This window comes from Providencia sp. Me31A (assembly GCF_050487165.1).
Taxonomy (GTDB): Bacteria; Pseudomonadota; Gammaproteobacteria; order Enterobacterales; family Enterobacteriaceae; genus Providencia.
The window spans coordinates 91210-115828 of record NZ_JBKQGZ010000015.1; the positions used below are offsets into that span (position 1 = coordinate 91210).

The 24619-nt window shown below is 42.1% G+C and carries 19 protein-coding genes; 8 read left to right on the forward strand and 11 right to left on the reverse strand.

Annotated elements, in window-relative coordinates:
• Window positions 1-39 precede the first annotated feature (39 nt).
• Complete coding sequence (locus ACLPIE_RS13790) at window positions 40-4980, forward strand: DNA repair ATPase (RefSeq protein ID WP_430262370.1); 4941 nt, start codon at window positions 40-42, stop codon at window positions 4978-4980.
• 3 nt (window positions 4981-4983) lie between these two features.
• Window positions 4984-5550 carry a rhomboid family intramembrane serine protease gene (locus ACLPIE_RS13795; protein ID WP_430262371.1) on the forward strand — a complete coding sequence of 189 codons (567 nt, stop codon included), beginning with the start codon at window positions 4984-4986 and terminating at the stop codon, window positions 5548-5550.
• Between the two features lie 6 nt (window positions 5551-5556).
• Here ACLPIE_RS13795 and ACLPIE_RS13800 read toward each other — a convergent pair whose 3' ends face one another.
• A complete protein-coding gene (locus tag ACLPIE_RS13800) occupies window positions 5557-6219 on the reverse strand; it encodes a helix-turn-helix transcriptional regulator (protein WP_430262372.1) in 663 nt (220 codons plus the stop codon).
• A 73-nt stretch (window positions 6220-6292) separates the two neighbouring features.
• On the opposite strand from ACLPIE_RS13800, the gene ACLPIE_RS13805 reads away from it, so the two are divergent.
• Window positions 6293-7702, forward strand: a complete 1410-nt coding sequence (locus ACLPIE_RS13805; RefSeq protein ID WP_430262373.1) for an MFS transporter — start codon at window positions 6293-6295, stop codon at window positions 7700-7702.
• A gap of 184 nt (window positions 7703-7886) precedes the next feature.
• Here ACLPIE_RS13805 and ACLPIE_RS13810 read toward each other — a convergent pair whose 3' ends face one another.
• Window positions 7887-9386, reverse strand: a complete 1500-nt coding sequence (locus ACLPIE_RS13810) for an MFS transporter (protein ID WP_430262374.1) — start codon at window positions 9384-9386, stop codon at window positions 7887-7889.
• Window positions 9387-9480: 94 nt separating this feature from the next.
• Between ACLPIE_RS13810 and ACLPIE_RS13815 the strand changes: the two genes are divergently transcribed.
• The 5 genes from ACLPIE_RS13815 to ACLPIE_RS13835 all read left to right on the forward strand — a co-directional run bounded on the left by ACLPIE_RS13815 (window position 9481) and on the right by ACLPIE_RS13835 (window position 15220).
• Entirely contained in the window at window positions 9481-10026 is a 546-nt protein-coding gene (locus ACLPIE_RS13815; RefSeq protein ID WP_430262375.1) for a TetR/AcrR family transcriptional regulator, read from the forward strand.
• Between the two features lie 87 nt (window positions 10027-10113).
• Complete coding sequence (locus ACLPIE_RS13820; protein ID WP_430262376.1) at window positions 10114-10956, forward strand: helix-turn-helix domain-containing protein; 843 nt, start codon at window positions 10114-10116, stop codon at window positions 10954-10956.
• Between the two features lie 135 nt (window positions 10957-11091).
• A complete protein-coding gene (locus ACLPIE_RS13825; RefSeq protein WP_430262377.1) occupies window positions 11092-13236 on the forward strand; it encodes a TonB-dependent siderophore receptor in 2145 nt (714 codons plus the stop codon).
• Between the two features lie 5 nt (window positions 13237-13241).
• Window positions 13242-14111 carry a PepSY-associated TM helix domain-containing protein gene (locus ACLPIE_RS13830; RefSeq protein WP_430262378.1) on the forward strand — a complete coding sequence of 290 codons (870 nt, stop codon included), beginning with the start codon at window positions 13242-13244 and terminating at the stop codon, window positions 14109-14111.
• Complete coding sequence (locus ACLPIE_RS13835) at window positions 14111-15220, forward strand: ABC transporter substrate-binding protein (protein ID WP_430262379.1); 1110 nt, start codon at window positions 14111-14113, stop codon at window positions 15218-15220. Before ACLPIE_RS13830 ends, ACLPIE_RS13835 begins: the two co-directional genes overlap by 1 nt.
• 194 nt (window positions 15221-15414) lie before the next feature.
• Here ACLPIE_RS13835 and glmS read toward each other — a convergent pair whose 3' ends face one another.
• The 9 genes from glmS to atpE form a co-directional block, all read right to left on the reverse strand.
• Complete coding sequence (gene glmS / locus ACLPIE_RS13840) at window positions 15415-17247, reverse strand: glutamine--fructose-6-phosphate transaminase (isomerizing) (RefSeq protein WP_430262380.1); 1833 nt, start codon at window positions 17245-17247, stop codon at window positions 15415-15417.
• A gap of 210 nt (window positions 17248-17457) precedes the next feature.
• Complete coding sequence (gene glmU / locus ACLPIE_RS13845; RefSeq protein ID WP_430262381.1) at window positions 17458-18831, reverse strand: bifunctional UDP-N-acetylglucosamine diphosphorylase/glucosamine-1-phosphate N-acetyltransferase GlmU; 1374 nt, start codon at window positions 18829-18831, stop codon at window positions 17458-17460.
• 126 nt (window positions 18832-18957) lie between these two features.
• The gene (locus ACLPIE_RS13850; protein ID WP_430262382.1) at window positions 18958-19383 is read right to left on the reverse strand and encodes a F0F1 ATP synthase subunit epsilon; all 426 of its coding nucleotides are present in this window, start codon (window positions 19381-19383) and stop codon (window positions 18958-18960) included.
• Window positions 19384-19404: 21 nt separating this feature from the next.
• Complete coding sequence (atpD, locus tag ACLPIE_RS13855; RefSeq protein WP_430262383.1) at window positions 19405-20787, reverse strand: F0F1 ATP synthase subunit beta; 1383 nt, start codon at window positions 20785-20787, stop codon at window positions 19405-19407.
• Between the two features lie 34 nt (window positions 20788-20821).
• Window positions 20822-21685: a F0F1 ATP synthase subunit gamma gene (atpG, locus tag ACLPIE_RS13860; protein ID WP_430262384.1), complete on the reverse strand. Its 864-nt coding sequence runs from the start codon at window positions 21683-21685 to the stop codon at window positions 20822-20824.
• 52 nt (window positions 21686-21737) lie between these two features.
• Window positions 21738-23279: a F0F1 ATP synthase subunit alpha gene (gene atpA, locus ACLPIE_RS13865; protein ID WP_430262385.1), complete on the reverse strand. Its 1542-nt coding sequence runs from the start codon at window positions 23277-23279 to the stop codon at window positions 21738-21740.
• A 14-nt stretch (window positions 23280-23293) separates the two neighbouring features.
• Window positions 23294-23827, reverse strand: a complete 534-nt coding sequence (gene atpH / locus ACLPIE_RS13870; protein WP_125893831.1) for a F0F1 ATP synthase subunit delta — start codon at window positions 23825-23827, stop codon at window positions 23294-23296.
• A gap of 12 nt (window positions 23828-23839) precedes the next feature.
• Window positions 23840-24310: a F0F1 ATP synthase subunit B gene (gene atpF, locus ACLPIE_RS13875; protein ID WP_042846802.1), complete on the reverse strand. Its 471-nt coding sequence runs from the start codon at window positions 24308-24310 to the stop codon at window positions 23840-23842.
• Between the two features lie 58 nt (window positions 24311-24368).
• Window positions 24369-24608, reverse strand: coding sequence for a F0F1 ATP synthase subunit C (atpE, locus tag ACLPIE_RS13880; protein ID WP_004093904.1), 240 nt, complete (start codon window positions 24606-24608; stop codon window positions 24369-24371).
• Window positions 24609-24619 lie beyond the last annotated feature (11 nt).

Genomic DNA, 24619 nt, shown 5'->3' on the forward strand with positions numbered 1-24619 from the left:
ATCGTTTTTATTGTCTTAATTAAGGGAATTCGCTGCACAATGTCAGATATTCAGGGTACGGATCGCGAACAAGAAATACTCGATAGTGCTGTTGCTGAAGGCGGTGCTTATGAAATTTTACGTAAACGCCTAACCGAGCAAGGCCAGCAACTTCACCAAAAAGCTGTACAACTCAATGAAAAACGGCTAGAAGAATTTGGCCAAAGCCAGATGGATATCATTGGTCGTATCCGTATTCGTACTGAAAATAATTGCCAAGCAAGGGATATTGTCCGAGTTGGTGAGTGGCTTTTATTTGGCTATAACGTTTTTCTTGGCTTAAAAAAAGAAACACATCTTGAAGATGTTTTTTCATTATATCGGCTGATAGAAAATGAAGGCGAGTTTGATGTTGAAGCCGTTCCCTATGAAAACACATTCTTAAATGATAACCGCTTTATTCAAGACTTTACTGAGCTCTATACTTATTATAAAAACACTCAGTTGCTCCAATTAGTTGAACGAGAAGGCAAACTTCTCGCTAGTTTTCAAATTGGCGATCGCATAACGGATGTACGTGTTTTTCGTTGGTCTATTTCCAGTGATAAACGCCGAATTGAATACATAGATAATCGTGGTGAACGTGATATCGCTTTACCACCTGCTTACGACTTTGAATGGCACAAAACCACCCGAGAAGATACCGTTAATGGTCGCTACCCCCATATAAATATTCTCGATACTGTATTCATTGAAACTATCGGTGGTGATTTAACCATAAAGTGTGAGAATAACACAGAAGATGGCTTAGGCATTTATCGAGAAGTTGTAGTAGATAAAAATCAGTCCCTTGATGATGCACAAATCGAATATGCGCAAGCGGGCAGTTTAATTCTGTTAAAAGTTTTACCTTACCGTGAAGAAAATTGGCGTTATCTCGTTTACAACACTCTGACTCAATCAGTACAACGCATTGATACAATTGGACAAGCTTGCGTACAACTGCCTGAAGATCACGGAATTATTTTTCCTGGTGGCTATTATCTACAAAATGGTGACTATAAAACTTTTGAACAATCCATGGAGGATATGCGTTTTCGCCGCTTACGCCGTTCTCCAAATGGAGAAGATGTTCTATATGTTTTCTATTCACCAAATCAAGGCCGTATTGCCCTATTCAATTATAATCTAATTGAACGAACACTCTCAATTCCACTCATTGGGCATGGTTATGCCATGCTAGAAGATGGCAAAATGGTGCTCTTTGAAGGTGAAGGTGAAGAACCTACTCGCGTTCACCCTATGCAAGTTTGGCAAACACCATTCTATTCAGAAGAGTTTGCAGACCAGCAACCCACTCGTAACGGCTTTTTTGGTAGAATTGGTAATGCCGATTTAGTTCGCGGTATATCAGAAATCTTACATATATCTAAAGAAATAGAAGGTAACCAAGTTTCTATCGCTCGCTATGAACAACTTAGTCAACAGCCAAAAAATTTATTAGATATTTATTATTGGTTTAATGATGAACAATGCTTAGGCATTGGAAAGCTACTCAAAGATATCACCCAAACCAGTGAGCTGGTTCTTGATGAATATGAAAAAGTTGAGAGTATTCGTCAGCAGTCTGCTAAATCAATGAATGAAGCTATCAGCAGACAAAAATCGCTCCTTTCCCTAACATTACCTGAAAGCTGGGTAGATATTCAGCAATTCGTTGATGGATTGAACGCGCTTAGCGCACAACGTGGGCATTTGATTTCATTGCGTGAATTTCGTTATATGGATTTAGAACAGCTCAGCGCAATGGAAAATGAAATTATTGCCGCTCAGCAATCTGTTTCACAAGAAACCGCAACCTTCCTTGCCAGCGATAAGGCCTTATTGCCCTTTAAAGAACAGTTAATTACCTTCGAAGAACAAATAGAAAAATCGCAAAATAGTGCTCAGCTCGATGTTCCTATGAATAATATGGAAAAAATGTCAGCTGATTTAGATATGCTTTCCAACCTCATGGCATCACTCACTTTTAATGATGTGACGCAGCAGACGCACATTATTGATGCTATCTCTCAAATATATGCACAATTAAACCAGTCTCGGGCACGCTTACAGCAAAAACGAAAATCTCAAAGTAGCGTAGAAACTGTTGCTCAATTTGGCGCACAATTTCGCTTATTTAGCCAAGGGATAACCAATGCACTTTCCCTTGCTACTGATCCTGAGCGTTGTGATGATCAGCTATCAAGATTGCTGGTTCAACTAGAAGAACTGGAAAGTCAATTTAGCAGTCATGATGAGTTCCTAGATGACATTCTCGCTAAACGTGAAGAGCTACTCGAAACCTTTGAATCTCATAAACAAGTCCTTATTGATGACCGCCAGCGCCGAGCTCAAAATTTACTAACCGCCGCCGACCGTCTACTAGATAGCCTACAACGTAGAACTGTTCGTCTACAATCTCAAGATGAACTCAATGCGTTCTTTGCATCTGACCCTCTCGCCTTAAAAACCCGTGAAATTATTGAAAAATTAAGGGAAATTAACGATAACGTTAAAGCCGATGATATCGATGCACGCTTAAAAGCTTCGCGGGATCAAGCAATACGTATTTTGCGAGATAAAACCGACATTTTTGAAGATGGCGGAAATATCATTAAATTAGGCCCTCGTCACCGCTTTAGCGTAAACACCCAAGAGCTCGATCTCACTATTTTGCCTAAAAATAATCAATTGTGGGTTTATCTGACGGGGACCGATTTCCAAGAGCCAATTGAAAATGAAGAACTATCACTGCTACAGCCTTATTGGACTGCGTCATTAGAGTCTGAGTCCGATACTGTCTATCGTGCAGAGTATCTTGCTTATTCAATTATTTATGCAGCAACAAAACGCCAAGAAGGCTTAGATTTTACTATCCTAAAAAATGCGCTCACATCCACAGAAAAGCTAGAAAAAATAGTTCGGGATTTTGCAAGCCCTCGTTATAAAGAGGGCTACGAGAAAGGTATTCATGATCATGACGCGATGGCGATACTGAAAAAATTGCTACCTATTGGTGAACAAGCCGATCTTCTACGCTATAGCCCAACAGCCCGAGCAATTGCTGCCATTTATTGGGAAATAGCACAGCAACAAGAGATTCCTGCGCTTTGGCCTGAACGCGCCAGAACCGCTATGAATATCCACCAGCTATTCCATAATGATAATGCATTACTTGATTTACAAGCCGAAATTGAAGCCAATATTAGCTTGTTTTTACAAGATAACCCTATCCAATGCCAAGCGTATGAACAAACCCAAGCAGCTGAATACTTAAGTTTTGTCTTAGCAAGAACCCCTATAGAATTAGTCTATAGTAAATATGCAAGAGAACTTGTATTAGCCTTACAAAGCCGGTTGGAAGAAGCCCACATGTGGATTGACTTCAATCGCTCACAGCAAAACTTGGGGACACGTTATGCACAGCGATGGTCATTAATTCAAAACTGGCTACAAGGGCTATGTTCTGTGCCGGAATTCTCTCACCTTGTTCCTTATATACCCGGAGCAATTGCCATTATCATTTTAGATAAAGTGAGCTCTGCACGTTATAGCGAAGCTGATCTTTACTTTAAGGTATCCGGGCTACTTGGTGAACACCCGACAATTGAAAACCAAACCTTGTCACTGAGCCTCGATAATTACTTTAGTCGTATGCGAGGTCAAAGAAAACGCTTTATACCTGAGTTTCGCCAATACCAAGCACTGCGCCAAAACCTTGTTGCTAAAGAACGTGAACGCTTAAAGCTTCATGAATTCAAAGCAAAACCGTTAAGCTCTTTTGTTCGTAATAAACTGATTAATGATGTTTATTTACCTATTATTGGTGACAATATGGCGAAACAAATCGGCGCTTTGGGTGAAGGAAAACGTACAGACCTCATGGGGCTGTTGCTGATGATTTCCCCTCCAGGTTACGGTAAAACGACCCTAATGGAGTATGCAGCAGATCGCCTAGGGCTAATCTTTATGAAGATCAACGGTCCAGCTCTTGGCCATAATGTTCTTTCCCTTGACCCAGAACAAGCGCCTAATGCAACGGCAAAACAAGAACTAGAAAAATTAAACTTAGCCCTTGAAATGGGGAACAACGTGATGCTCTATGTCGATGATATCCAGCACACACACCCCGAATTCTTACAAAAATTTATTTCTCTTTGTGATGGAACAAGACGTATTGAAGGGGTTTGGAAAGGACAAACAAAAACATATGATATGCGCGGTAAAAAATTCTGCGTCGTCATGGCTGGTAACCCATATACCGAATCAGGTGAAGTATTCCGCATCCCTGACATGCTAGCAAACCGTGCTGATATCTATAACCTAGGGGAAGTTTTAGGCGGTATGGATGAAGCATTTGCGTTAAGCTATATCGAAAATAGTTTAACCTCTAACCCTGTCTTAGCACCTTTGGCACTAAGAGATCTCAATGACCTCTATGTATTTGTCGATCAAGCTATGGGGAAATCTGTTTCAACCAGTACTCTTAGCTACCCATACTCTGATGCCGAAATAAATGAAATAATCAATGTAATTAAAAAGCTAATTAAATTACGTGACGTCGTATTAAAAGTGAACCAACAATATATCGCCAGCGCAGCACAATCAGATAAATACCGAACTGAACCGGCTTTCCGCTTGCAAGGTAGTTATCGTAATATGAATAAGTTAAGCGAAAAAGTTGCCGCTGTCATGAACGATGACGAGCTGGAAAGGTTACTGGATGACCATTACCTTGGTGAAGCGCAGCTTTTAACTACTGGAGCTGAAGAAAATCTCTTAAAACTTGCAGAGTTACGTGGAACTCTCTCTGCAAAAGATAAGGAACGTTGGCAACAAATTAAGAAAGACTTTATGCGTAATAAAGCTCTTGGTGGTGATAATACTGATATTGGTGATCGGGTTGTAGGTCAGTTAGCTTCATTAGTTGAAAGCGTTCAAGCACTAAGTAGCCACTAACTAATGAAATCTTTACAAAGGTATCCTCGCGTTAAGCTATTAGCCTCGGTTGTTGCAATCTTTATTATTGTCCAACTAGTTAATAGCTTAACCGCAGGACGGCTTATTCAGTTTGGGCTCATCCCCCGCACTGAAGCTGGTTTATTGGGTATATTTTTTTCACCATTTATCCATGGAAGCTGGGAACACTTAATCAGTAACTTACCCCCATTTATCATCTTAAGTGCATTATTACTTTATCGCACTATTAAAGCTTACTTATTGGCGTCACTGTTTATCATTATTGTTGGGGGTTTAGCTGTTTGGTTATTTGGCCGAAATGCAATTCATATTGGTGCAAGCGGGTGGGTGTTCGGTTTATGGGGCTTGTTAATTGCACAAGGCTTTTTCCGCCGAAATTGGATTGATATTACCATCGCCCTATTAGTATTATTTTATTTTGGTACTATGGCGAGTGGGTTATTACCCGTCAATCCATATATTTCGACGGAATCCCATATTGCAGGAGCAATTGCAGGAATTGTGTATGCATGGCTAAGCAAGAAACGCCATTTAACCTCTCCCAAATAACTTTAATTAACTATTAACTTTTACGCGATACACGCAGCGCCCTGCGCCATCAAGTAAATATTGTTCTCGTTCAACATAGCCATCATCACCAACCACCTCTTTGAACAATGTGAGTTCAGAACGGCAAAAATTTTGGCACGCTGTGGCCGCAGCACAAATTGGGCAATGGTTCTCGATGAATAACCAACTGTCATTATCTTGTTCAACCTTTGCCATATAACCTTCTTCGCTACGAACTTCGGCTAATACCTCTAGCCGCTCAGCTAAAGGCAATCCCTTACAACGGGCAAAATATTTTTCTCGGCTCTCCATTTCCCTTTGGCTAATAAGCTTCTCTAACCCCTCATCGCCAAAAATAGTACGAACCGAATCAATTAATTGCAAAGCGAGTTGTGCATGAGTATCAGGAAAACGCTGATGCCCTAATTCAGTTAATATCCAATTTTGCCTAGGCCGCCCTACTCCCGTTTGTGACAGACATTGAGCTCCTTCCACTAATCCTAAAGTCGAAAGCTTTTGAATATGCTGTCTGGCAGCTTCTCCCGTCATATTTAAATCTTTCGCAATCACCGCTGTAGAAATCGGCCCCTTTGTTTTAATACAAAAAAGAACTTTATCTACGGCTTGAGTAAGATTTAAATTATCCAAGTAATTACTTGCATTAATCATTATGTGACTCTATTATCCAAGCTATTACTTGGATAATACCTTGTTTTCGACTATTCCGTCTAGCGGGTCTTCTATGAGCAATGAAACATCAAATGTATCTCAGGCCAAATGGGCTGATTTACTCAGTGGTACCAATGCGTTACTCACTATAGCCCTGACAGGGGGCGTAGCCTTGCATGCTATCAATATTTATATCGTGACAACCATATTGCCTAGTGTTGTTAATGATATTGGTGGACTTGAATATTACGCATGGAATACGACTATCTTTGTCGCAACATCCATCGTGGGTTCAGCCCTTTCCAGTAAAATTTTAGATAATTTTGGCCCCAAATTTGCGTACCTAATTGCTCTTACTATATTCGCTTTAGGCTCTATTTGGTGCGCAGCTTCCCCATCAATGCTGATATTACTGGGTGGCCGTGCACTACAAGGCTTTGGTGGTGGTATTTTATTTGCTCTTAGCTATGCGCTGATCCGTATTGTCTTCACAGAAAACTTGTGGTCACGAGCGATGGGAGTGGTTTCTGGCATGTGGGGGATAGCAACCTTATGTGGCCCTGCAATAGGGGGGATTTTCGCAGAAAGTGGACATTGGCGCTGGGCATTTTGGGCTTTACTACCCGTTGCTGTTTTTCTCGCGTTAATCGTCCTTGGGCAGCTCCCAAGAAAACAAACTCAATCACCTCAAGTCTCAAAAATCCCTTTCTTAGCAATTTCATTGCTAGTTATCTCTGTGCTCACTATTTCGGTCGGTAGCTTATCGGAAAGCTTGGTAATAAACCTAATTAGCCTACTTATTAGCATCGCTATTATTGTTATCATTGCGTTTTTAGATGGGAAAAATGGAAAGCGTTTATTACCGAGTGGAGCCTATTCGTTAAAAAATCCGCTTGGGGTGATTTTTTTAACCATGTGCTTACTTGTCGGTGGTATGACAACAGAGATTTACGTGCCTTATTTTTTACAAACCATTCATCATTTCTCACCCTTATCTGCCGGATATTTAACGGCTATCATGGCCGCAGGGTGGACTATTGGTGCATTATTTAGCGCAAACAAGACAGGCTCTATCGTGCTAAAAATCATTCGAACTGGTCCGGTCATCATATTTATTTCTCTTATTATACTTGCTATTTTGACTCACAATCAGAAACTTACGGATTCTGTCCTATTATTGATTATTTACTTGGTCGCAATGATGGGAGTAGGACTGGGGATTGGGATCTGTTGGCCTCACCTTGTTTTGCGCGTGTTTAATAGTGCGCCGAAGGGCGAAGAAAACCTAGCATCATCATCTATCATTACCATTCAGCTGTATGCCACCGCATTTTCAGCCGCTTTTGTTGGCGTTGTGGTGAATAATAGCGGGTTAATGAATCCAGGAGGAATGATTGGAGCACAGCAAGCCTCAATTTGGCTTTTTGCGCTGTTTTCACTCAGTCCATTACTAGCTATCATTTTGATCCGCAAAGTGAAATAAAAAAGGAGCGCTATGCTCCCCAGACTGCTGCCAAACATATTATGTTTGGCAGCAAGTCATATAGGTTTTGAAAATAAGCTAGGAAAATCAATTCATTGATTTTCGGCTGATAACACAAAGCGGGAAAAACCACGCTTTTATCCCGCTTTGTCAACAACCTCAGGAGCTCTATGCTCCCTTTCCATTAATAAGCCGATAAAACCTTCTTTGACCGCAAGAAAACAGGTAACACGATGATACTGATTAACAAGACAACGATAGTTGCGATCATGACCGCTAAAAATGCATGATCAAAAGCAATATTCGCCTGATTAACCAATAAGCCAGCGCTATCTTGCGGTAATTTTTCCGCAATTAATAAAGCCTCATCTAGACTGTCATACACGGTATCACTAACCGTTATATTTTCAGGTAAAGAGAGTTTTAACGTATAAATCGCGCTCATTAATCCCCCCATGAATGTCACACCAAGTACACTACCGATTTCATAGGCGATCTCTTCAATTGAGGCTGCCATCCCCGCTTTTTCATCAGGGGCATTTAACATCACCGTGGTTGAAGCTGTTGTAAAAATAGCACCTAAACCAAAACCTATCAAAAAGAGGAATGAAAGTAACAAAATACCTGTCGAAGCTTGGTATATCATTGTTAAACCGACGACCCCAATTAATGTACAAGCAAACCCGAAAATAGTGAGTATTACCTCCCCAAATTTGTGAAGATACATACCTGCTAATGGCGCAGCTATTACCGAAGCTAATGGGATTGGAATAATATATAACGCAGCTTCAAACGGGGTATAACCTAAAACTAGCTGTAGCCGTTGGCTGAGCAATAATTCAACACCAACGATAACCACGATAGACAAAATCGCCATCATGATACCTGCATTAAATTTAGGGTTTTTCAATAAGGCAAAATCAATCATTGGCGACGCTGATGCCATTTGACGGCGTTTAAATACAACCAAAAAGAAAACCCCAATAGCTGCTGGAACCAGCACACTCATCCAATCAGTGTATGGCTTGCCGAGTTCTTTCAGTGCATAAATAACACCAATCAAACCAATCAAAACGAGAATTGAACCTAAAACATCGATTTTTTTATTACTTTGCCCACCACATTGCGGGATCAAGTAATAAGCAAAAGGAATAACCAACAACACAACGGGAACATTAATGAGAAAGACAGAGCCCCACCAGAAGTGATTAAGTAATATTCCACCAATTAAAGGGCCGATTGCCGCCCCACCAGATGCGACTGCAGACCATATCCCAATTGCCAATGCTCTTTCTTTTGGGTCTAAAAAAACGTGCCTGACAATCGCTAGGGTTGCAGGCATACTCACAGCAGCACCAACGGCAAGAAAACCGCGTGATAAAATTAAACTCATCGCAGAAGGTGAAAACGCAGCGCACAGAGAAGCTAATCCAAATAATGGCAGCCCCAATAAAAACATTCGTTTATGACCAGCTTTATCGCTTAACATACCCGCTGCTGGTAATAGCCCAGCAACAACTAGCGGGTACGCATTCATAATCCATAATTTTTCAGATGATGTAGCCCCTAAATCATGCGTTAACTTGGGTAATGCGGTATAAAGCACCGTGACATCGATAACAATAAGAAACAAAACGCTTGAAACTAACAGAAGCACTATCCAGCGCCTATAATCGGCTAACATAAAATTCTCTCAATGAGTTTAATTGGTTATTCTTTATTGGTGGTCGTGCTACAATATAAATCCATACGTACGTATTGAAAAGAGGTTTTTTTAAATGGGACGTCAACGAACAATCGATAGAGAAAAGCTACTTGATGCGGCTGAAGATATCGTAATTCAACAAGGAGCCTCAGCTTTAACCATTGATTCTGTCGCAAAAGCAATGGGTATTTCCAAAGGCGGCGTTCAATACTGTTTTGGTAATAAAGATGCGTTAATTGATGCGATGTTTGACCGCTGGGGACAGTCTTATGATGAAGTATTCAGCCGAAGCCTTGAACAAGATAATAGCCCTGAAGGGGAAGTTTTAGCTCACCTAAAAGCGACCCATCAACATGATAAAGTCGCCATGGCTAAAGGAGCAGCCTTGATGGCATCATTACTGCAAACGCCTGAATATCTTGAAGGTACACGAACTTGGTATCGTGAACGCCTTGCTCGCCTTGATGTTTCAACAGAACGAGGCAAACTGGCAAGATTAGTCTTTCTGGCCGTCGAAGGCGCATTTATGTTGCGTTATATGGGATTCATGGAAATTGATGATAATGAATGGCAATCTATATTTATTGATCTTGAAAATTTGTTAAAAGGTCAGTATTGATCTATTTTTTGATACCTATATTTACCATCACTTAAACACTTAAACACTTAAACACTTAAACACTTAAACACTTAAAGGTTGGGTACCATGCAGCATAACCAAATGACAACATTATTACCCAACAATAATTCCGTCTTTTTGCGAGGAAGAATGACCCCAGAAGCTGGGAAATGGATGAGTGAACCTCTGTGGAAAGGCATAAAATTAGTTTTAATGATGAATGGTGAACTTGAATGCCAACCAGATAATAAAAAAACCGTTTCTCTTTCTGGTACCTCACTGTGCGTTATAGCCAACCAACATGAACAGGAAAGTCAGCAACGATTTTTACAAACTGAAGATATACGCTATGTCTCCGTTTGTTTATCTGAACAACTTCTCGACTCTTTCCAAATCAAACAACCTGAATTGTTCTTGACGAGCAAAAATAACGGGCCTCAACTTATTGCTAAGCATGCAGGTAGTGTGCTCACGGCATTAGGAAATCAAATTCTCAACTGCCCACTCAGTGGCACACTTGGAGATATGTATCTAACAGGTAAAATACTCGAATTTTGCGCCTACTCATTTGAACATATTCAACAAAACCATCAATCTATTCACCATCCCAAACTGAGTAGTCAGGATATAAACAAACTCAATGAAGCTAAAAGACTGATCCTGACTAACTTAGCTAATCCTCCTAGTTTGTACCAACTAAGTCGCCTATCTGGGTTGAATATTCGCAAACTCAACTTTGGCTTTAAACAGCTGTTTGGTTCCTCTATTGCGCCTTTTATCCAAGAACAACGGCTACAGCTAGCTTACCGACTGCTTTCCACAGGTGCCGAACAGGTTTCCACCGTTGCATGGAAAGTCGGTTACTCTCCCGCCCACCTTTCAACTGCTTTTCGTAAGCGTTTTGGCTTTTCACCTAAAACCCTCTGTTAATTATTCATTATCTAAATCAATAAGATATTTATATCTACAAATAAATAGTCTTTATAGCTAAAGCGATGGCTACACCGCAAAAATGTAAATGAGATACATTCTCGTTTTATGTTTATTGCTAGGGCTCGCATTTCAATGAAAAATACGACTTACTCTCCAATTTATCTTACTGTTATTTCAATGATTTTTTCGTCTATTGCCTATGGCAAAGAAAATAACCAAACACAACACGAAAAGATTATCGTTACCGCAACACCTGAACAATCTCCTGTTGGCAAGGTTGATGGCTATGTGGCAACACGCAGTACCAGCGCGACAAAAACCAATACGGCACTAATAGAAACACCTCAAGCCATCAGTGTCATCACTCGTGATGAAATCACCGCTCACAATGCTCAATCCGTTGCAGAAGCGCTACGTTATACCTCTGGCGTACAACAAACCAATGGTGCGGCTTCTTCTCGTTTTGATAGCTTAAACATTCGGGGCTTCAATGCCTCAAGTACAGGGATGTTAAGAGATGGCTTACGTAGCACAACCGCGCAAGCATGGCCAAAAGTTGAACCTTATGGCTTAGAACGGGTTGATGTTATTCGTGGCCCTTCGTCTGTGTTATATGGCCAAAACTCTCCCGGCGGGATCATCAATCAAGTCACTAAACGGCCGCTATACCAACCTTTACATGAAATTGAAGTTCAAGGCGGAAACTTTGATCGTCGCCAGTTACAAGGAGACTTCAGTGGCCCCATTGATGGCAGTGAGAAATATTTTTATCGTTTGACGGGATTGATTCGTAAAAGTGATACGCAAATTAAGCACATCAAAGATGATAAGGTTTATATCGCTCCAGCCTTTACTTGGCTACCGAATGACAATACCACCTTCACGATATTAGCCGATTACAGCCATGATAAATTTGGTGCACCACGTCCTTTCCTACCATTAAATGGAACTTTATTGCCCAACCCAAATGGCAAAGTTAACCCTAATGTGTTCCTAGATGAACCTGGATTAAAAAATGATCGTACGCAAGCTTCCCTAGGCTATCAATTAGATACAGATTTAAACGACACGTTTTCTGCCCACTCAGGTGCTCGCTTTAGTCATACCGATTTAAATACCAATATTGCGCAAGGCATGTACCTTTCCCCTGATATGAAAACGTTAAACCGAGTCGCTTATCATTTTCGTATTAAAGGTGATGTTCTTAGCTTAGACAATAAATTACAAGCTAATTGGTGGGTAAATAATGTCGAAATGACCTCTTTAGCAGGTGTTGACTATCGCCATACCCGTGAAGACTATATTTTGATGTCCGGAAAAGCTAGCGCTATCGATATCTATAACCCTAGCTATGGCGGTGATTATGGCCCCGTTAACAACATGATGTCCAATACACTGCAAACCAGTGACCAAGTGGGCATCTATGTTCAGCAACAAGCCAAAATGGATAATGGATTAATCTTTGTTCTCAGTGGGCGAGAAGATTGGTCAAACAGTAAAACGCGCAACCGCAAAAGTGACACATCAACTGACCAGCGAGACAGTAAATTTACCTATCGTACTGCTGCAATGTATGTCACCGATTTTGGGATTGCACCTTATGTCAGTTATTCCACCTCTTTTAACCCCCAACTTGGCGTGAACTTTTATGGTAATAACTATAAACCCATCACAGCTAAACAAATAGAAGCAGGGCTTAAATACCAGCCTGACGGGGGTAACACCAATCTGACATTAGCAATCTTTGAATTAAAACAACAAAATATGTTAACTCCTGACCCTGATAATAATTTAAATAGCTTACAAACAGGGGAAGTTCGTTCAAGAGGGGTCGAGCTCCAAGGCGTCTACTCACCGTTAGATGGATTAAATCTTACCGCGGCTTATACCTATAACCAGCTAGAAAACACCAAAACCAATAATATTGCAGAGAAAGGAAAACGACCAACAGGTTTACCTGAACATACCGCTTCTGCATGGGCGGATTACACTTTGCCAAGTGGTCAATTACAGGGTTTAGGGTTCGGTGCTGGAGTTCGTTATACTGGCTCATCACCTGTAAACAATGATGATACCCTTTCAAACCCATCAAATACGCTATTCGATGCCGCTGCACATTATGATTTAGGTGGTATTAATTCTAATCTGAATAACTGGCGTTTAGGTGTGAATGTCAACAATATCACGAATAAACAATACTATACCAGCTGCTCTATGGGTGGGTGCTCCGTTGGTTTTGATAGAACGGTAATCGCTTCCCTGCGTTATCGTTGGTGATCATGATGGCAAAGCATTCTTCACGTAAATACTGGCTCAAAATTCATTTATGGCTAGGTTTAGTGATCGGCTTTTTTATTGCCATTTTAGGTATATCGGGCTCTTTATTATTGCTAAAAAAACCTATTTTAGAGTGGGAAATAGGCCAAAGTACTTTATACGCAACAATAAAGCCCCATGAAAACCTGTTACCACCTGAAGTTTGGCGGCAGCAGGCACAAAAAAACTACCCTCAGCTAAGTAAAGTCATGGGTGCAGCAGCACCCAATACAGGCTTTATTCCAGCAACAAATGCGATGGTTTTTGGCCCTGTTTCCCCATCAAATAAACTTGGAATAGCATTTATTGACCCAGTTAATGGTAACGCCAAAGGCTTTGTTATTTTTGATGATTTAGTTTTTGCAAAAATTGTTTCCTTACACCGTTTGCTACTTTTACCATCAAATATAGGAAGTTGGCTGGTATTTTCCTGTGGAATTGTATTGATCATATCAATATTAAGCGGGGCTGTTTTATGGTGGCCTAGGAAAAATTTTATATCCACTTTAGTAAGTTGGAAAAAAGGATTGCAAAATGGTGCGAAATGGCGGCAATGGCATTATTTTTTGGCCATTTATTTTACTGTTCCTCTTCTGATCATCGCCGCCAGCGGCATTTTGCTATCCCGTCCCGACTTGTTCAATGAATTGATTTCAGCCCAAGAAACCAAACGTTTTATTTCAACTCTCCATAGCGAAATAGGGCTTAGTTTCTTTGGGCTTTTCCTCGTGTTTTTTTCCGGTTTTTTATTACCGTTTCTGTATGTCAGTGGCGTGGTGATTTGGTGGAAAAAACGACGTCATTCACGTAAATTATCTACTAATAGGAAAGTATAATGAAACACTTACTCTCTCTGCTTTCGGTAATACTGCTATTCACATCCCTTATGAGCCAAGCGGTGACTATCACTGATATTACTGGCCGCCAAGTACAAGTCCCCTCTCAGGTAAAGCGTATCTTATTAGGTGAAGGACGGATGATTTACCCCCTCTCAATCCTAGAAAAAGAGGCACCTTTTGAACGTATTGTTGGCTGGCAAGGGGATTTTCGTGATTTAGATGTACAAGGCTATGCCGCATACAAAGCGGTTTTTCCACAAATAGATAAAATTCCAACCGTTGGCGGGGGATCAGAAGATACATTCAGCATCGAAAAAGCATTAGCGCTACAACCTGACCTCGTAATTTTACCCTTAACAGGGGGGCATGGCCCCGGTGCAGGCAGTGAAGCCGCTCGCTTACTCGAGTCTGCGGGTATCGCGGTGATCCACGTTGATTTTAGCCAACATCCGATCAAACATACTCAACTCAGTATGAAAATATTAGGGCAAGCAATAGGTAAAGAACAACAAGCAAAGGAATTCAATGCTTACTACCAACAAAAAATGGATGAGGTTATTGCCCGTATCCCAACTAATATCAAGCCTGAAAACAAACCCACTATTTTTGTTGATTACCTTCCTGGCTTACAAGAATGTTGCGGGTCTCCGGGTAAAGGGAGTATGACGGATATGATTAACCTTGCTGGTGGCACCGCGATTGGTGAAAAAATCATTCCAGGGGCAATTGGGAAGCTAAACCCTGAATTTATCCTAAGTAGCCAACCCGATGTTTATGTTGCCACAGGGGTTTTCCCAGAAGGAAAAGCAGGGGTAACTGTCGGATATTCAGCAACGGAGCAAGCCGCGCAATCGAGTTTAAAATTAATTTCACAGCGAAAGCCTATTGGGCAACTCCACGCTGTCGAACAAGGTCGAGTCCACGGTTTATGGCATATTTTCTATGACTCACCTGAAAATATTATTGCTTTTCAATCGCTAGCGAAATGGTTACACCCTGATTTATTTTCCGACATCGACCCAGAGGCCACCCGCAAGGAAATGTATCAACGTTTTATGCCAATCCCTGCTACAGGAGTGTTTTCACTGACACTACAATCATTTTAGTGTAGAGGATAATTTAATTAATTGTTCGATTTTACTTTTATTCACTGCGCGTTCTAAGTTAATCATTTGATAGCAACTTGAACTTAGTTCCCAGTAAATCTGAATATATAAAGGAACAATAGAATATATACAGTTGATATAAAACAGTAAATCCGGTTATATATAGCCGGATTTACTTTTACTTATTTAATTAATTACTCAACCGTTACCGATTTAGCCAAGTTACGTGGTTGGTCAACATCAGTACCTTTGATTAGCGCAACATGATAAGACAACAGTTGCAAAGGTACGGTATAGAAAATAGGTGCGATTAGCTCTTCAACATGAGGCAGAGAAACAATTTTCATGTTTTCACTCGCTTCAAAGCCCGCATCTTGGTCAGCAAATACATACAATAAACCACCGCGTGCACGCACTTCCTCAATATTTGATTTGAGTTTTTCTAACAGTTCATTGTTAGGTGCAACGATGATAACTGGCATGTCTGCATCAATTAACGCGAGTGGGCCATGTTTTAATTCACCAGCCGCATAAGCTTCTGCATGAATATATGAAATTTCTTTTAATTTCAGCGCCCCTTCAACTGCGATAGGGAATTGATCACCGCGACCTAAGAATAATGCATGGTGCTTATCAGAGAAATCTTCAGCCAGTGCTTCGATAACTTTATCTTGCGATAACATGCTTTCAATACGAGCAGGAAGCGCATGTAATGCATGGGAAATACGTTCTTCCAGCTCAGGATCAGCCCCTTTCAAGCGCCCCATATACGCAACTAGCATCAGTAAAACGGTTAATTGTGTAGTAAACGCTTTGGTTGACGCTACACCAATCTCTGCACCTGCTTTTGTCATCAGTGCAAACTCAGATTCGCGTACTAAGGAAGAACCGGCAACATTACAAATGGCTAAAGAAGTTAGATAGCCTAATTCTTTTGATAAACGCAGAGCCGCTAGTGTATCCGCTGTTTCACCTGATTGGGACAACGTTATCATTAAGCTGTTTTTACGGTGCGCAGGGTTACGATAGCGGTACTCTGAAGCGATTTCCACATCACACGGAATCCCCGCCAAAGATTCAAACCAATAGCGAGCAACCATTCCAGCATTGTAAGATGTTCCACACGCGACGATTTGGATATGCTCAACTTGAGACAGAATTTCATTGGCTCTAGGGCCTAATTCGCTCAAATCGATACCATTATCTTTGTCAAAACGCCCTTCAAGGGTGTTCTTAATTGCCATCGGCTGTTCATAAATTTCTTTTTGCATGTAATGACGATACACGCCTTTATCACCTGCATCATATTGAACATTCGATTCAATTTGCTCGCGATCAACGGCTTCACCACTTTCATCAAAAATGCGAACCGTGCGACGAGTTATTTCAGCCACATCCCCTTCTTCAAGGTAGATAAAGCGACGAGTCACAGGTAATAGCGCTAATTGGTCTGAAGCTAAGAAATTCTCGCCGACACCTAAACCAATAACCAATGGGCTACCAGAACGTGCAGCAACTAATAATTCAGGAATACGGCTATCCATGATCACAGTACCGTAAGCACCGCGTAATTGTGGAATAACGCGTTGAACTACTTCCACCAGCGAACCGCCTTTTTGCTGTTCATGATGAACAAGGTGTGCAATCACTTCAGTGTCAGTTTCTGAACTAAAAACATAGCCGAGTTTTTTCAGCTCATCTTTCAGCTCTAAATAGTTTTCAATAATACCGTTGTGAACAACCGCAATATAACCAGATGTATGCGGGTGAGCATTACGTTCACTTGGAATACCATGAGTCGCCCAACGTGTGTGTGCAATCCCCGTTCCACCCGATACCGGGTTTTTCTCCGCTTCTTCCGCCAACATTTGCACTTTTCCCACTTCACGTAAGCGTTGCAAATGGCCTTCGTGATCAACAACTGCCATACCCGCAGAGTCATAACCACGATATTCAAGGCGACGAAGCCCCTCTAACAGAATTTCTGCGATATCTCGTTGTGCGACAGCACCTACAATTCCACACATATTTTTTTGATTCCTAGACAAAAGGTTTCTTTCTTCAGAAACCTTCATTTGTCGTAACCTAATTGTTGTACAGCTTTCACTGCTCCCCAAGCCTTGTAGAAAATGGGGAATTTATTTTTATATTGCTACCTTAGGCAGCTATTTTAATTTCGCTATTTAATTAGCGTTTTTATCATAGGAAAGATATCGCTATCTCTCCCCAATATTTATTTACTTATTTTTCTTAACTGGACGTTGCCAATTTTTAATATGCATTTGCTTTACACGGCTAACAACGAGTTCATCTTCATTGACATCACGAGTTACCGTAGTACCCGCACCAATCGTTGCGCCTTTAGCCACAGAAACTGGAGCAACTAATTGTGTATCTGAACCGACAAAGACATCATCACCAATAATGGTTTTGTGCTTATTCGCACCATCATAATTACAAGTGATAGTACCTGCACCAATATTGACGTTATCACCGATTTGAGCATCACCTAGGTAACTTAAATGGCCGGCTTTAGAACCTAAACCTAAAGTGGCATTTTTCATTTCGACGAAATTACCAACGTGCGCTTTGGCTGCTAATTTAGCACCTGGACGTAAACGAGCAAAAGGACCAACTGTACATTCAGCGGATAATTCAGAGTTTTCTATCACTGAATATGGGCTGATAACTGAGTTATCACCGATCACACAGTCTTTTAAAATACAGCCAGATTGAATATGTACGTTATTGCCCAATGTGACATTACCTTCAATAATCACATTGGTATCAATAATAATGTCACGACCATGAGTCAGTGTTCCACGCAGGTCAAAACGCGCAGGGTCAATTAACATCACACCTGCTAATAACAGTTTTTCAGCTTGTTCTTTCTGATAAACCCTTTCTAACGCAGCTAATTGTAGGCGGTTATTCACCCCTTCCATCTCACTTAAGTGACTTGGATGAACTGTCGCTATCTTATTACCTTCTTTATGTGCCAATGCAATAATATCGGTAATATAGTATTCACCTTGTGCGTTATCATTGTTCAGCTGCGCCAACCAACGTTTAAAATCTTTACCGCTGGCAACCATAATCCCTGTATTGATTTCTTGGATTTTGCGCTGCTCTTCGCTAGCATCTTTTTGTTCGATAATACCAACAACTTCGTTATTTTCACGAATGATGCGCCCATAACCCGTTGGGTTATCTAAGATAACAGTCAACAAACCAATACCACCTTGCGGCTTGACTTCAATCAGCCTATCCAAGGTATCTTTAGCGATTAACGGCACGTCACCATAAAGCATGACAATGTCTTCATCATCTTGGAAGCTAGGTGCAGCTTGTTGCATTGCATGACCTGTACCGAGTTGCTCGGCTTGCAATACCCAATTGAGGTTTTGCTCACCCAGTTTTTCTTTCAGTAAATCACCGCCATGTCCGTATACCAGATGAATATCTGATGCACCGATCGATTTTGCTGTATCTATAACATGCTGAACCATCGGTTTGCCTGCAAGTAAATGCAAAACTTTAGGTAGCTCTGAATACATCCGTGTGCCTTTACCGGCAGCTAAAATCACGACACTTTTTCTTTGCACAGTCATTTTTTCCTGAAACTCCAAACTTAGGGATGAAAGTAAACCTATTTCCTTTATAAATTACTACATATTTCGCTCAAATAAAAAAGCCAGTTAGGATTAACCAACTGGCTTTTTTCTATACTGCTATCATTACATTAGCTTTTTAGTTAATTCGATTACTCGAAGTTTAGCTATTGCTTTTGCAAGTTCTGCCGATGCCTGAGCATAATCAACATCGCCGTGAGCTTTACGGACGTGTTCTTCCGCTTTGCGTTTAGATTCCACTGCACGAGCTTCGTCTAAATCTTTACCACGGATCGCTGTATCAGCGAGTACGATAACACCTGTTGGTTGTACTTCTAAAATACCGCCGGAGAGGTAAATTAGCTCTTCTTCACCAAACTGCTTGGTAATACGTACCATGCCCGGTTTTATGGCAGTCAGCAGCGGGGTATGCTGTGGGTAAATCCCCAGCTCACCTTCACTACCTGTCACCTGAATTTTCTGTACTAGGCCTTCAAACATTTGTTTTTCAGCACTAACAACAGTCAGGTGGTATGTCATTGCAGCTACCATATCAACCTCCTGTCAGCTGGATTAAAGCTTTTTCGCTTTTTCCACAGCTTCTTCAATGGTACCAACCATATAGAACGCTTGTTCTGGCAGGTGGTCGTAATCACCGTTCAGGATTCCACTGAAGCCACGGATAGTGTCTTTCAGAGAAACGAACTTACCAGGTGAACCGGTAAATACTTCAGCAACGAAGAATGGTTGAGACAGGAAGCGCTGGATCTTACGAGCACGAGCAACAACCAGTTTGTCTTCTTCAGACAGTTCATCCATACCTAAGATAGCAATGATATCTTTCAGCTCTTGGTAACGTTGCAAAATAGACTGAACGCCACGAGCAACATCATAGTGCTCTTGACCAACAACCAGTGGGTCAAGCTGACGGCTAGTCGAATCCAGAGGGTCAACCGCAGGGTAGATACCCAGTGATGCGATTTGACGGCTCAGAACGACTGTTGCGTCTAAGTGAGCAAAGGTAGTTGCTGGTGATGGGTCAGTTAAGTCATCCGCTGGAACGTAAACCGCTTGAACAGATGTGATAGAACCCGTTTGAGTTGAGGTAATACGTTCTTGTAGAACACCCATCTCTTCCGCCAGCGTTGGCTGGTAACCTACCGCTGAAGGCATACGACCTAACAGAGCTGATACCTCAGTACCTGCCAATGTATAACGGTAGATGTTGTCAACGAACAGTAGTACGTCACGACCTTCGTCACGGAACTTCTCAGCCATAGTCAGACCGGTTAACGCAACGCGCAGACGGTTTCCTGGTGGCTCATTCATCTGGCCATAAACCAGTGATACTTTATCCAGAACGTTTGAGTCGGTCATTTCATGATAGAAGTCGTTCCCTTCACGAGTACGCTCACCAACACCTGCGAATACTGAGTAACCTGAGTGCTCAATCGCGATGTTACGAATAAGTTCCATCATGTTTACTGTTTTACCAACACCCGCACCACCGAACAGACCAACTTTACCACCTTTCGCGAATGGACAGATTAAGTCCATTACTTTGATACCAGTTTCCAGCAGTTCTGTTGAGTTAGCTAGCTCTTCGTAGCTAGGTGCTGCACGGTGAATTGACCAGCGCTCTTCTTCGCCGATATCACCTTTCATATCAATAGGCTGACCTAGAACGTTCATGATACGTCCTAAAGTTGCTTTACCTACTGGTACTTCAATTGGGTGATCTAAGTTTACAACTTCTAAACCACGGCTCAGGCCATCTGATGTCCCCATTGCAATACAACGGACAACACCACCGCCTAACTGTTGCTGAACTTCCAGCACCAGTTTTTCTTTACCGTTAACAACCTCAAGAGCGTCGTACACTTTTGGTACGCCATCTTGAGGGAACTCGACGTCCACAACGGCGCCGATTACCTGGATAATCTTTCCAGTAGCCATCTTGAATCCTCTACGTAATTCGTAAACCTAGCTGTTAAACCGCGGAAGCACCCGAAACGATTTCGGTAAGCTCCTGAGTAATGCTGGCCTGACGAGCTTTGTTGTAAACCAACTGCAACTCTTTGATCAGGTTTCCACCATTATCAGTAGCGGCTTTCATCGCTACCATTCGTGCGGCCTGCTCACTAGCCAGGTTTTCAACGACGCCCTGATAAACCTGCGACTCGATATAACGACGTAGCAGGGTATCCAGCAACGCCTTAGGATCGGGTTCGTAAATATAATCCCAAGACTTCTTCTTCAGTGTTTCGTCATTGCTTGCAGGCAATGGCAACAATTGAAGAATAATTGGCTCCTGAGACATTGTATTGATGAACTTATTCGCCACCACATACAGTTTATCCAAACGCCCTTCATCATAGGCTTGTAGCATAGTGTTAACTGGACCAATCAAATCCGAAAGGGTTGGGTTATCCCCCATTCCAGTTACTTGAGTGACGACATTGCCGCCTACAGAACTGAAGAATGAAACCGCTTTAGAACCGATTAAAGCCAAATCAACCTGAACGTTTTTTTCAGACCATAACTTCATATCTGCTAACAGTTTTTTGAACAAGTTAATGTTCAAACCACCACACAGACCACGGTCTGTTGAAACAACCAGATACCCGACACGCTTAACTTCACGTTCTTCGAGATATGGATGTTTATATTCCAGATTACCTAACGCTAGGTGACCAATCACACTGCGCATGGTTTCTGCATAAGGACGGCTGGCCGCCATGCGTTCCTGCGTTTTACGCATTTTGGACGCAGCGACCATTTCCATCGCTTTAGTGATCTTTTGTGTATTTTGTACACTTCCGATCTTGGAACGTATCTCTTTTGCGCCGGCCATTTCTGCTTCTCCTTATTAACCAGACGGCCCTAGAAATTCGGGCCGAATAGTATTACCAGGACTGAGTTGCTTTAAATGATTCGAGCAGTTTTTTCAACTTGCCTTCGATATCATCGTTATAGCTACCAGCCGGGCCAATTTCGTTCATAAGGTCAGCATGCTCGCGCTGTGCAAAAGAAACTAAAGCAGCTTCAAACGCACCAATTTTCGCTAACTCAACATCATCCAAGAATCCACGTTCTGCCGCAAACAGAGACAATGCCTGCTCTGCTACTGACATAGGTGCATACTGTTTCTGTTTCAGCAGTTCAGTTACTTTCTGACCATGACTTAACTGTTTACGAGTCGCGTCATCGAGGTCGGAAGCAAACTGAGCAAACGCTGCCAGTTCACGATATTGAGCAAGTGCGGTACGGATACCACCAGACAATTTCTTGATAATTTTAGTCTGAGCAGCACCACCAACACGAGATACTGAAATACCTGGGTTAACTGCTGGACGAATACCAGAGTTAAACAGGTTAGATTCCAGGAAGATCTGACCATCTGTAATCGAAATTACGTTTGTTGGTACGAATGCAGAAACGTCACCGGCTTGAGTTTCAATGATAGGCAGAGCTGTCAATGAACCTGTTTTGCCTTTAACTTCACCTTTAGTAAAGTTTTCTACGTATTCAGCGTTAACACGAGCAGCACGCTCCAGTAAACGTGAGTGCAGATAGAAAACGTCACCTGGGTAAGCTTCACGTCCTGGTGGACGACGCAGCAACAGTGAAATTTGACGGTATGCTACAGCCTGTTTAGACAGGTCATCGTATACGATCAGTGCATCTTCACCACGGTCACGGAAATATTCACCCATCGCGCAACCAGCATATGGTGCTAAGTATTGCAGAGCAGCTGATTCAGATGCTGTAGCAACAACAACGATAGTGTTTTGCAGTGCGCCGTGTTCTTCCAATTTACGAACTACGTTAGAAACAGTAGACGCTTTCTGGCCGATAGCCACGTACACACATTTGATGCCTGAGTCGCGTTGGTTGATGATTGCATCGATAGCCAAAGCAGTTTTACCTGTTTGACGGTCACCGATAACAAGCTCACGCTGACCACGACCGATAGGGATCATGGCATCGACTGATTTATAACCAGTTTGTACAGGTTGGTCAACAGATTGACGGTCGATAACACCTGGTGCAATAACTTCTACAGGAGAGAAGCCATCGTTATCTACAGGGCCTTTACCATCAATTGGTTCACCCAGTGTATTCACTACACGTCCTAACAGGCCACGGCCTACTGGAACTTCAAGAATACGACCAGTACATTTAACTTTCATGCCTTCTGCCAAATCGGCATAAGGACCCATAACAACCGCACCAACAGAGTCTCGCTCTAAGTTCAATGCGATTGCGTAACGGCTGCCAGGCAGTGCGATCATTTCACCCTGCATGACTTCGGCTAAACCGTGAATACGAATGATACCGTCATTAACGGATACAATCGTACCTTCATTGTGAGCTTCACTCACAACATCGAACTGAGCAATACGCTGTTTGATCAGTTCGCTGATTTCGGTGGAATTCAGTTGCATATGCTCCAGTCCCCTTAAGACTGCAAGACGTCAGTTAAACGCTCTAAGCGACCACGGATACTCCCGTCGATGACGAGGTCTCCTGCACGAATGATCACTCCAGCAATAACAGACTTATCAATTTTGCAATTCAGCTTAACTTTGCGTGACAGACGTTTTTCCATCGCTGCAGAAATTTTAGCTGACTGCTGTTCACTCAGTTCGTTCGCCGACAAAACATCAACTTCAATCGTTGATTCCAGAGAATCGCGCAATTGGATAAATTGCGTTAATACTTCTGGCAGCGTTGTTAAACGCCCGTTGTCCGCCATAACACGAATCAGATTCTGAACATGCTCGTCAATTTCATCTCCACAAACAGAGATAAACGTTTTAGCTAATGTTTCTGGTGCAATAGAACCAGAAAGCAGCTCACCAACCTGTTCATTGCGCGTCACCTCAGCGGTGAAGGCCAGCATTTCCTGCCATTTAGCAACAGCTTGGTTTTCCACAGCAAAGTCAAAAGCTGCTTTGGCGTAGGGGCGAGCTACAGTAGCGATTTCAGACATGCCCCTCCCTCCTTACAGTTCAGCGACTAGTTTATCAACGATGTCGCTGTTAGCAGCTTCATCCACGGAACGTTCGATGATCTTCTCGGCACCTGCGATAGCAAGCATCGCAACCTGTTTACGTAACTCTTCACGTGCACGTTTGCGCTCAGCATCAATTTCAGCTTGCGCTTGTGCGACGATTTTTGCACGTTCTGCTTCTGCTTCCGCTTTTGCTTCATCAATCATTTGAGTACGTTGTTTATTCGCTTGCTCAATGATGACTTGTGCTTCAGCTTTCGCTTTTTTCAGTCGGTCGGTTGCGTCGGTTTGCGCCAGTTCCAGGTTCTTTTTAGCACGTTCTGCAGAAGATAAACCGTCAGCAATTTCTTTTTGACGTTTTTCAATGGCCGCCATAATCGGTGGCCATACATACTTCATACAGAACCAAACAAACAGGACAAACGCGATAGCCTGGCCGAGGATTGTTGCATTTAGATTCACAGACAATACCTCTTATTCATTAGTGAATTAATGTTCTTACAGTGTTCCGTAACGTTAATTAAGCAACAGCGAACATTACATACAAGCCCAGACCAACAGCAATCATCGGAATAGCATCGACCAGACCCATTACGATAAAGAACTGTGTACGCAGCAGAGGAATTAAATCTGGCTGACGAGCAGCGCCTTCTAAAAATTTACCACCTAGGATGCCGATACCGATCGCAGCACCGATCGCCGCTAAGCCCATCATCACAGCGGCAGCCATGTACAGCAGATCCATACTCAGGTTTTCCATGACAGTCTCCA

Coding starts and splice junctions, on each gene's coding strand:
- ACLPIE_RS13805 (WP_430262373.1), top strand. CDS start 6,293: ATGAGCAATGAAACATCAAATGTATCTCAGGCCAAATGGGCTGATTTA.
- ACLPIE_RS13810 (WP_430262374.1), bottom strand. CDS start 9,386: ATGTTAGCCGATTATAGGCGCTGGATAGTGCTTCTGTTAGTTTCAAGC.
- atpG (WP_430262384.1), bottom strand. CDS start 21,685: ATGGCCGGCGCAAAAGAGATACGTTCCAAGATCGGAAGTGTACAAAAT.
- atpD (WP_430262383.1), bottom strand. CDS start 20,787: ATGGCTACTGGAAAGATTATCCAGGTAATCGGCGCCGTTGTGGACGTC.
- ACLPIE_RS13850 (WP_430262382.1), bottom strand. CDS start 19,383: ATGGTAGCTGCAATGACATACCACCTGACTGTTGTTAGTGCTGAAAAA.
- ACLPIE_RS13830 (WP_430262378.1), top strand. CDS start 13,242: ATGGCAAAGCATTCTTCACGTAAATACTGGCTCAAAATTCATTTATGG.
- ACLPIE_RS13790 (WP_430262370.1), top strand. CDS start 40: ATGTCAGATATTCAGGGTACGGATCGCGAACAAGAAATACTCGATAGT.
- glmU (WP_430262381.1), bottom strand. CDS start 18,831: ATGACTGTGCAAAGAAAAAGTGTCGTGATTTTAGCTGCCGGTAAAGGC.
- glmS (WP_430262380.1), bottom strand. CDS start 17,247: ATGTGTGGAATTGTAGGTGCTGTCGCACAACGAGATATCGCAGAAATT.
- ACLPIE_RS13800 (WP_430262372.1), bottom strand. CDS start 6,219: ATGATTAATGCAAGTAATTACTTGGATAATTTAAATCTTACTCAAGCC.
- atpH (WP_125893831.1), bottom strand. CDS start 23,827: ATGTCTGAAATCGCTACTGTAGCTCGCCCCTACGCCAAAGCAGCTTTT.
- ACLPIE_RS13815 (WP_430262375.1), top strand. CDS start 9,481: ATGGGACGTCAACGAACAATCGATAGAGAAAAGCTACTTGATGCGGCT.
- ACLPIE_RS13795 (WP_430262371.1), top strand. CDS start 4,984: ATGAAATCTTTACAAAGGTATCCTCGCGTTAAGCTATTAGCCTCGGTT.
- atpE (WP_004093904.1), bottom strand. CDS start 24,608: ATGGAAAACCTGAGTATGGATCTGCTGTACATGGCTGCCGCTGTGATG.
- ACLPIE_RS13835 (WP_430262379.1), top strand. CDS start 14,111: ATGAAACACTTACTCTCTCTGCTTTCGGTAATACTGCTATTCACATCC.
- ACLPIE_RS13820 (WP_430262376.1), top strand. CDS start 10,114: ATGCAGCATAACCAAATGACAACATTATTACCCAACAATAATTCCGTC.
- ACLPIE_RS13825 (WP_430262377.1), top strand. CDS start 11,092: ATGAAAAATACGACTTACTCTCCAATTTATCTTACTGTTATTTCAATG.
- atpA (WP_430262385.1), bottom strand. CDS start 23,279: ATGCAACTGAATTCCACCGAAATCAGCGAACTGATCAAACAGCGTATT.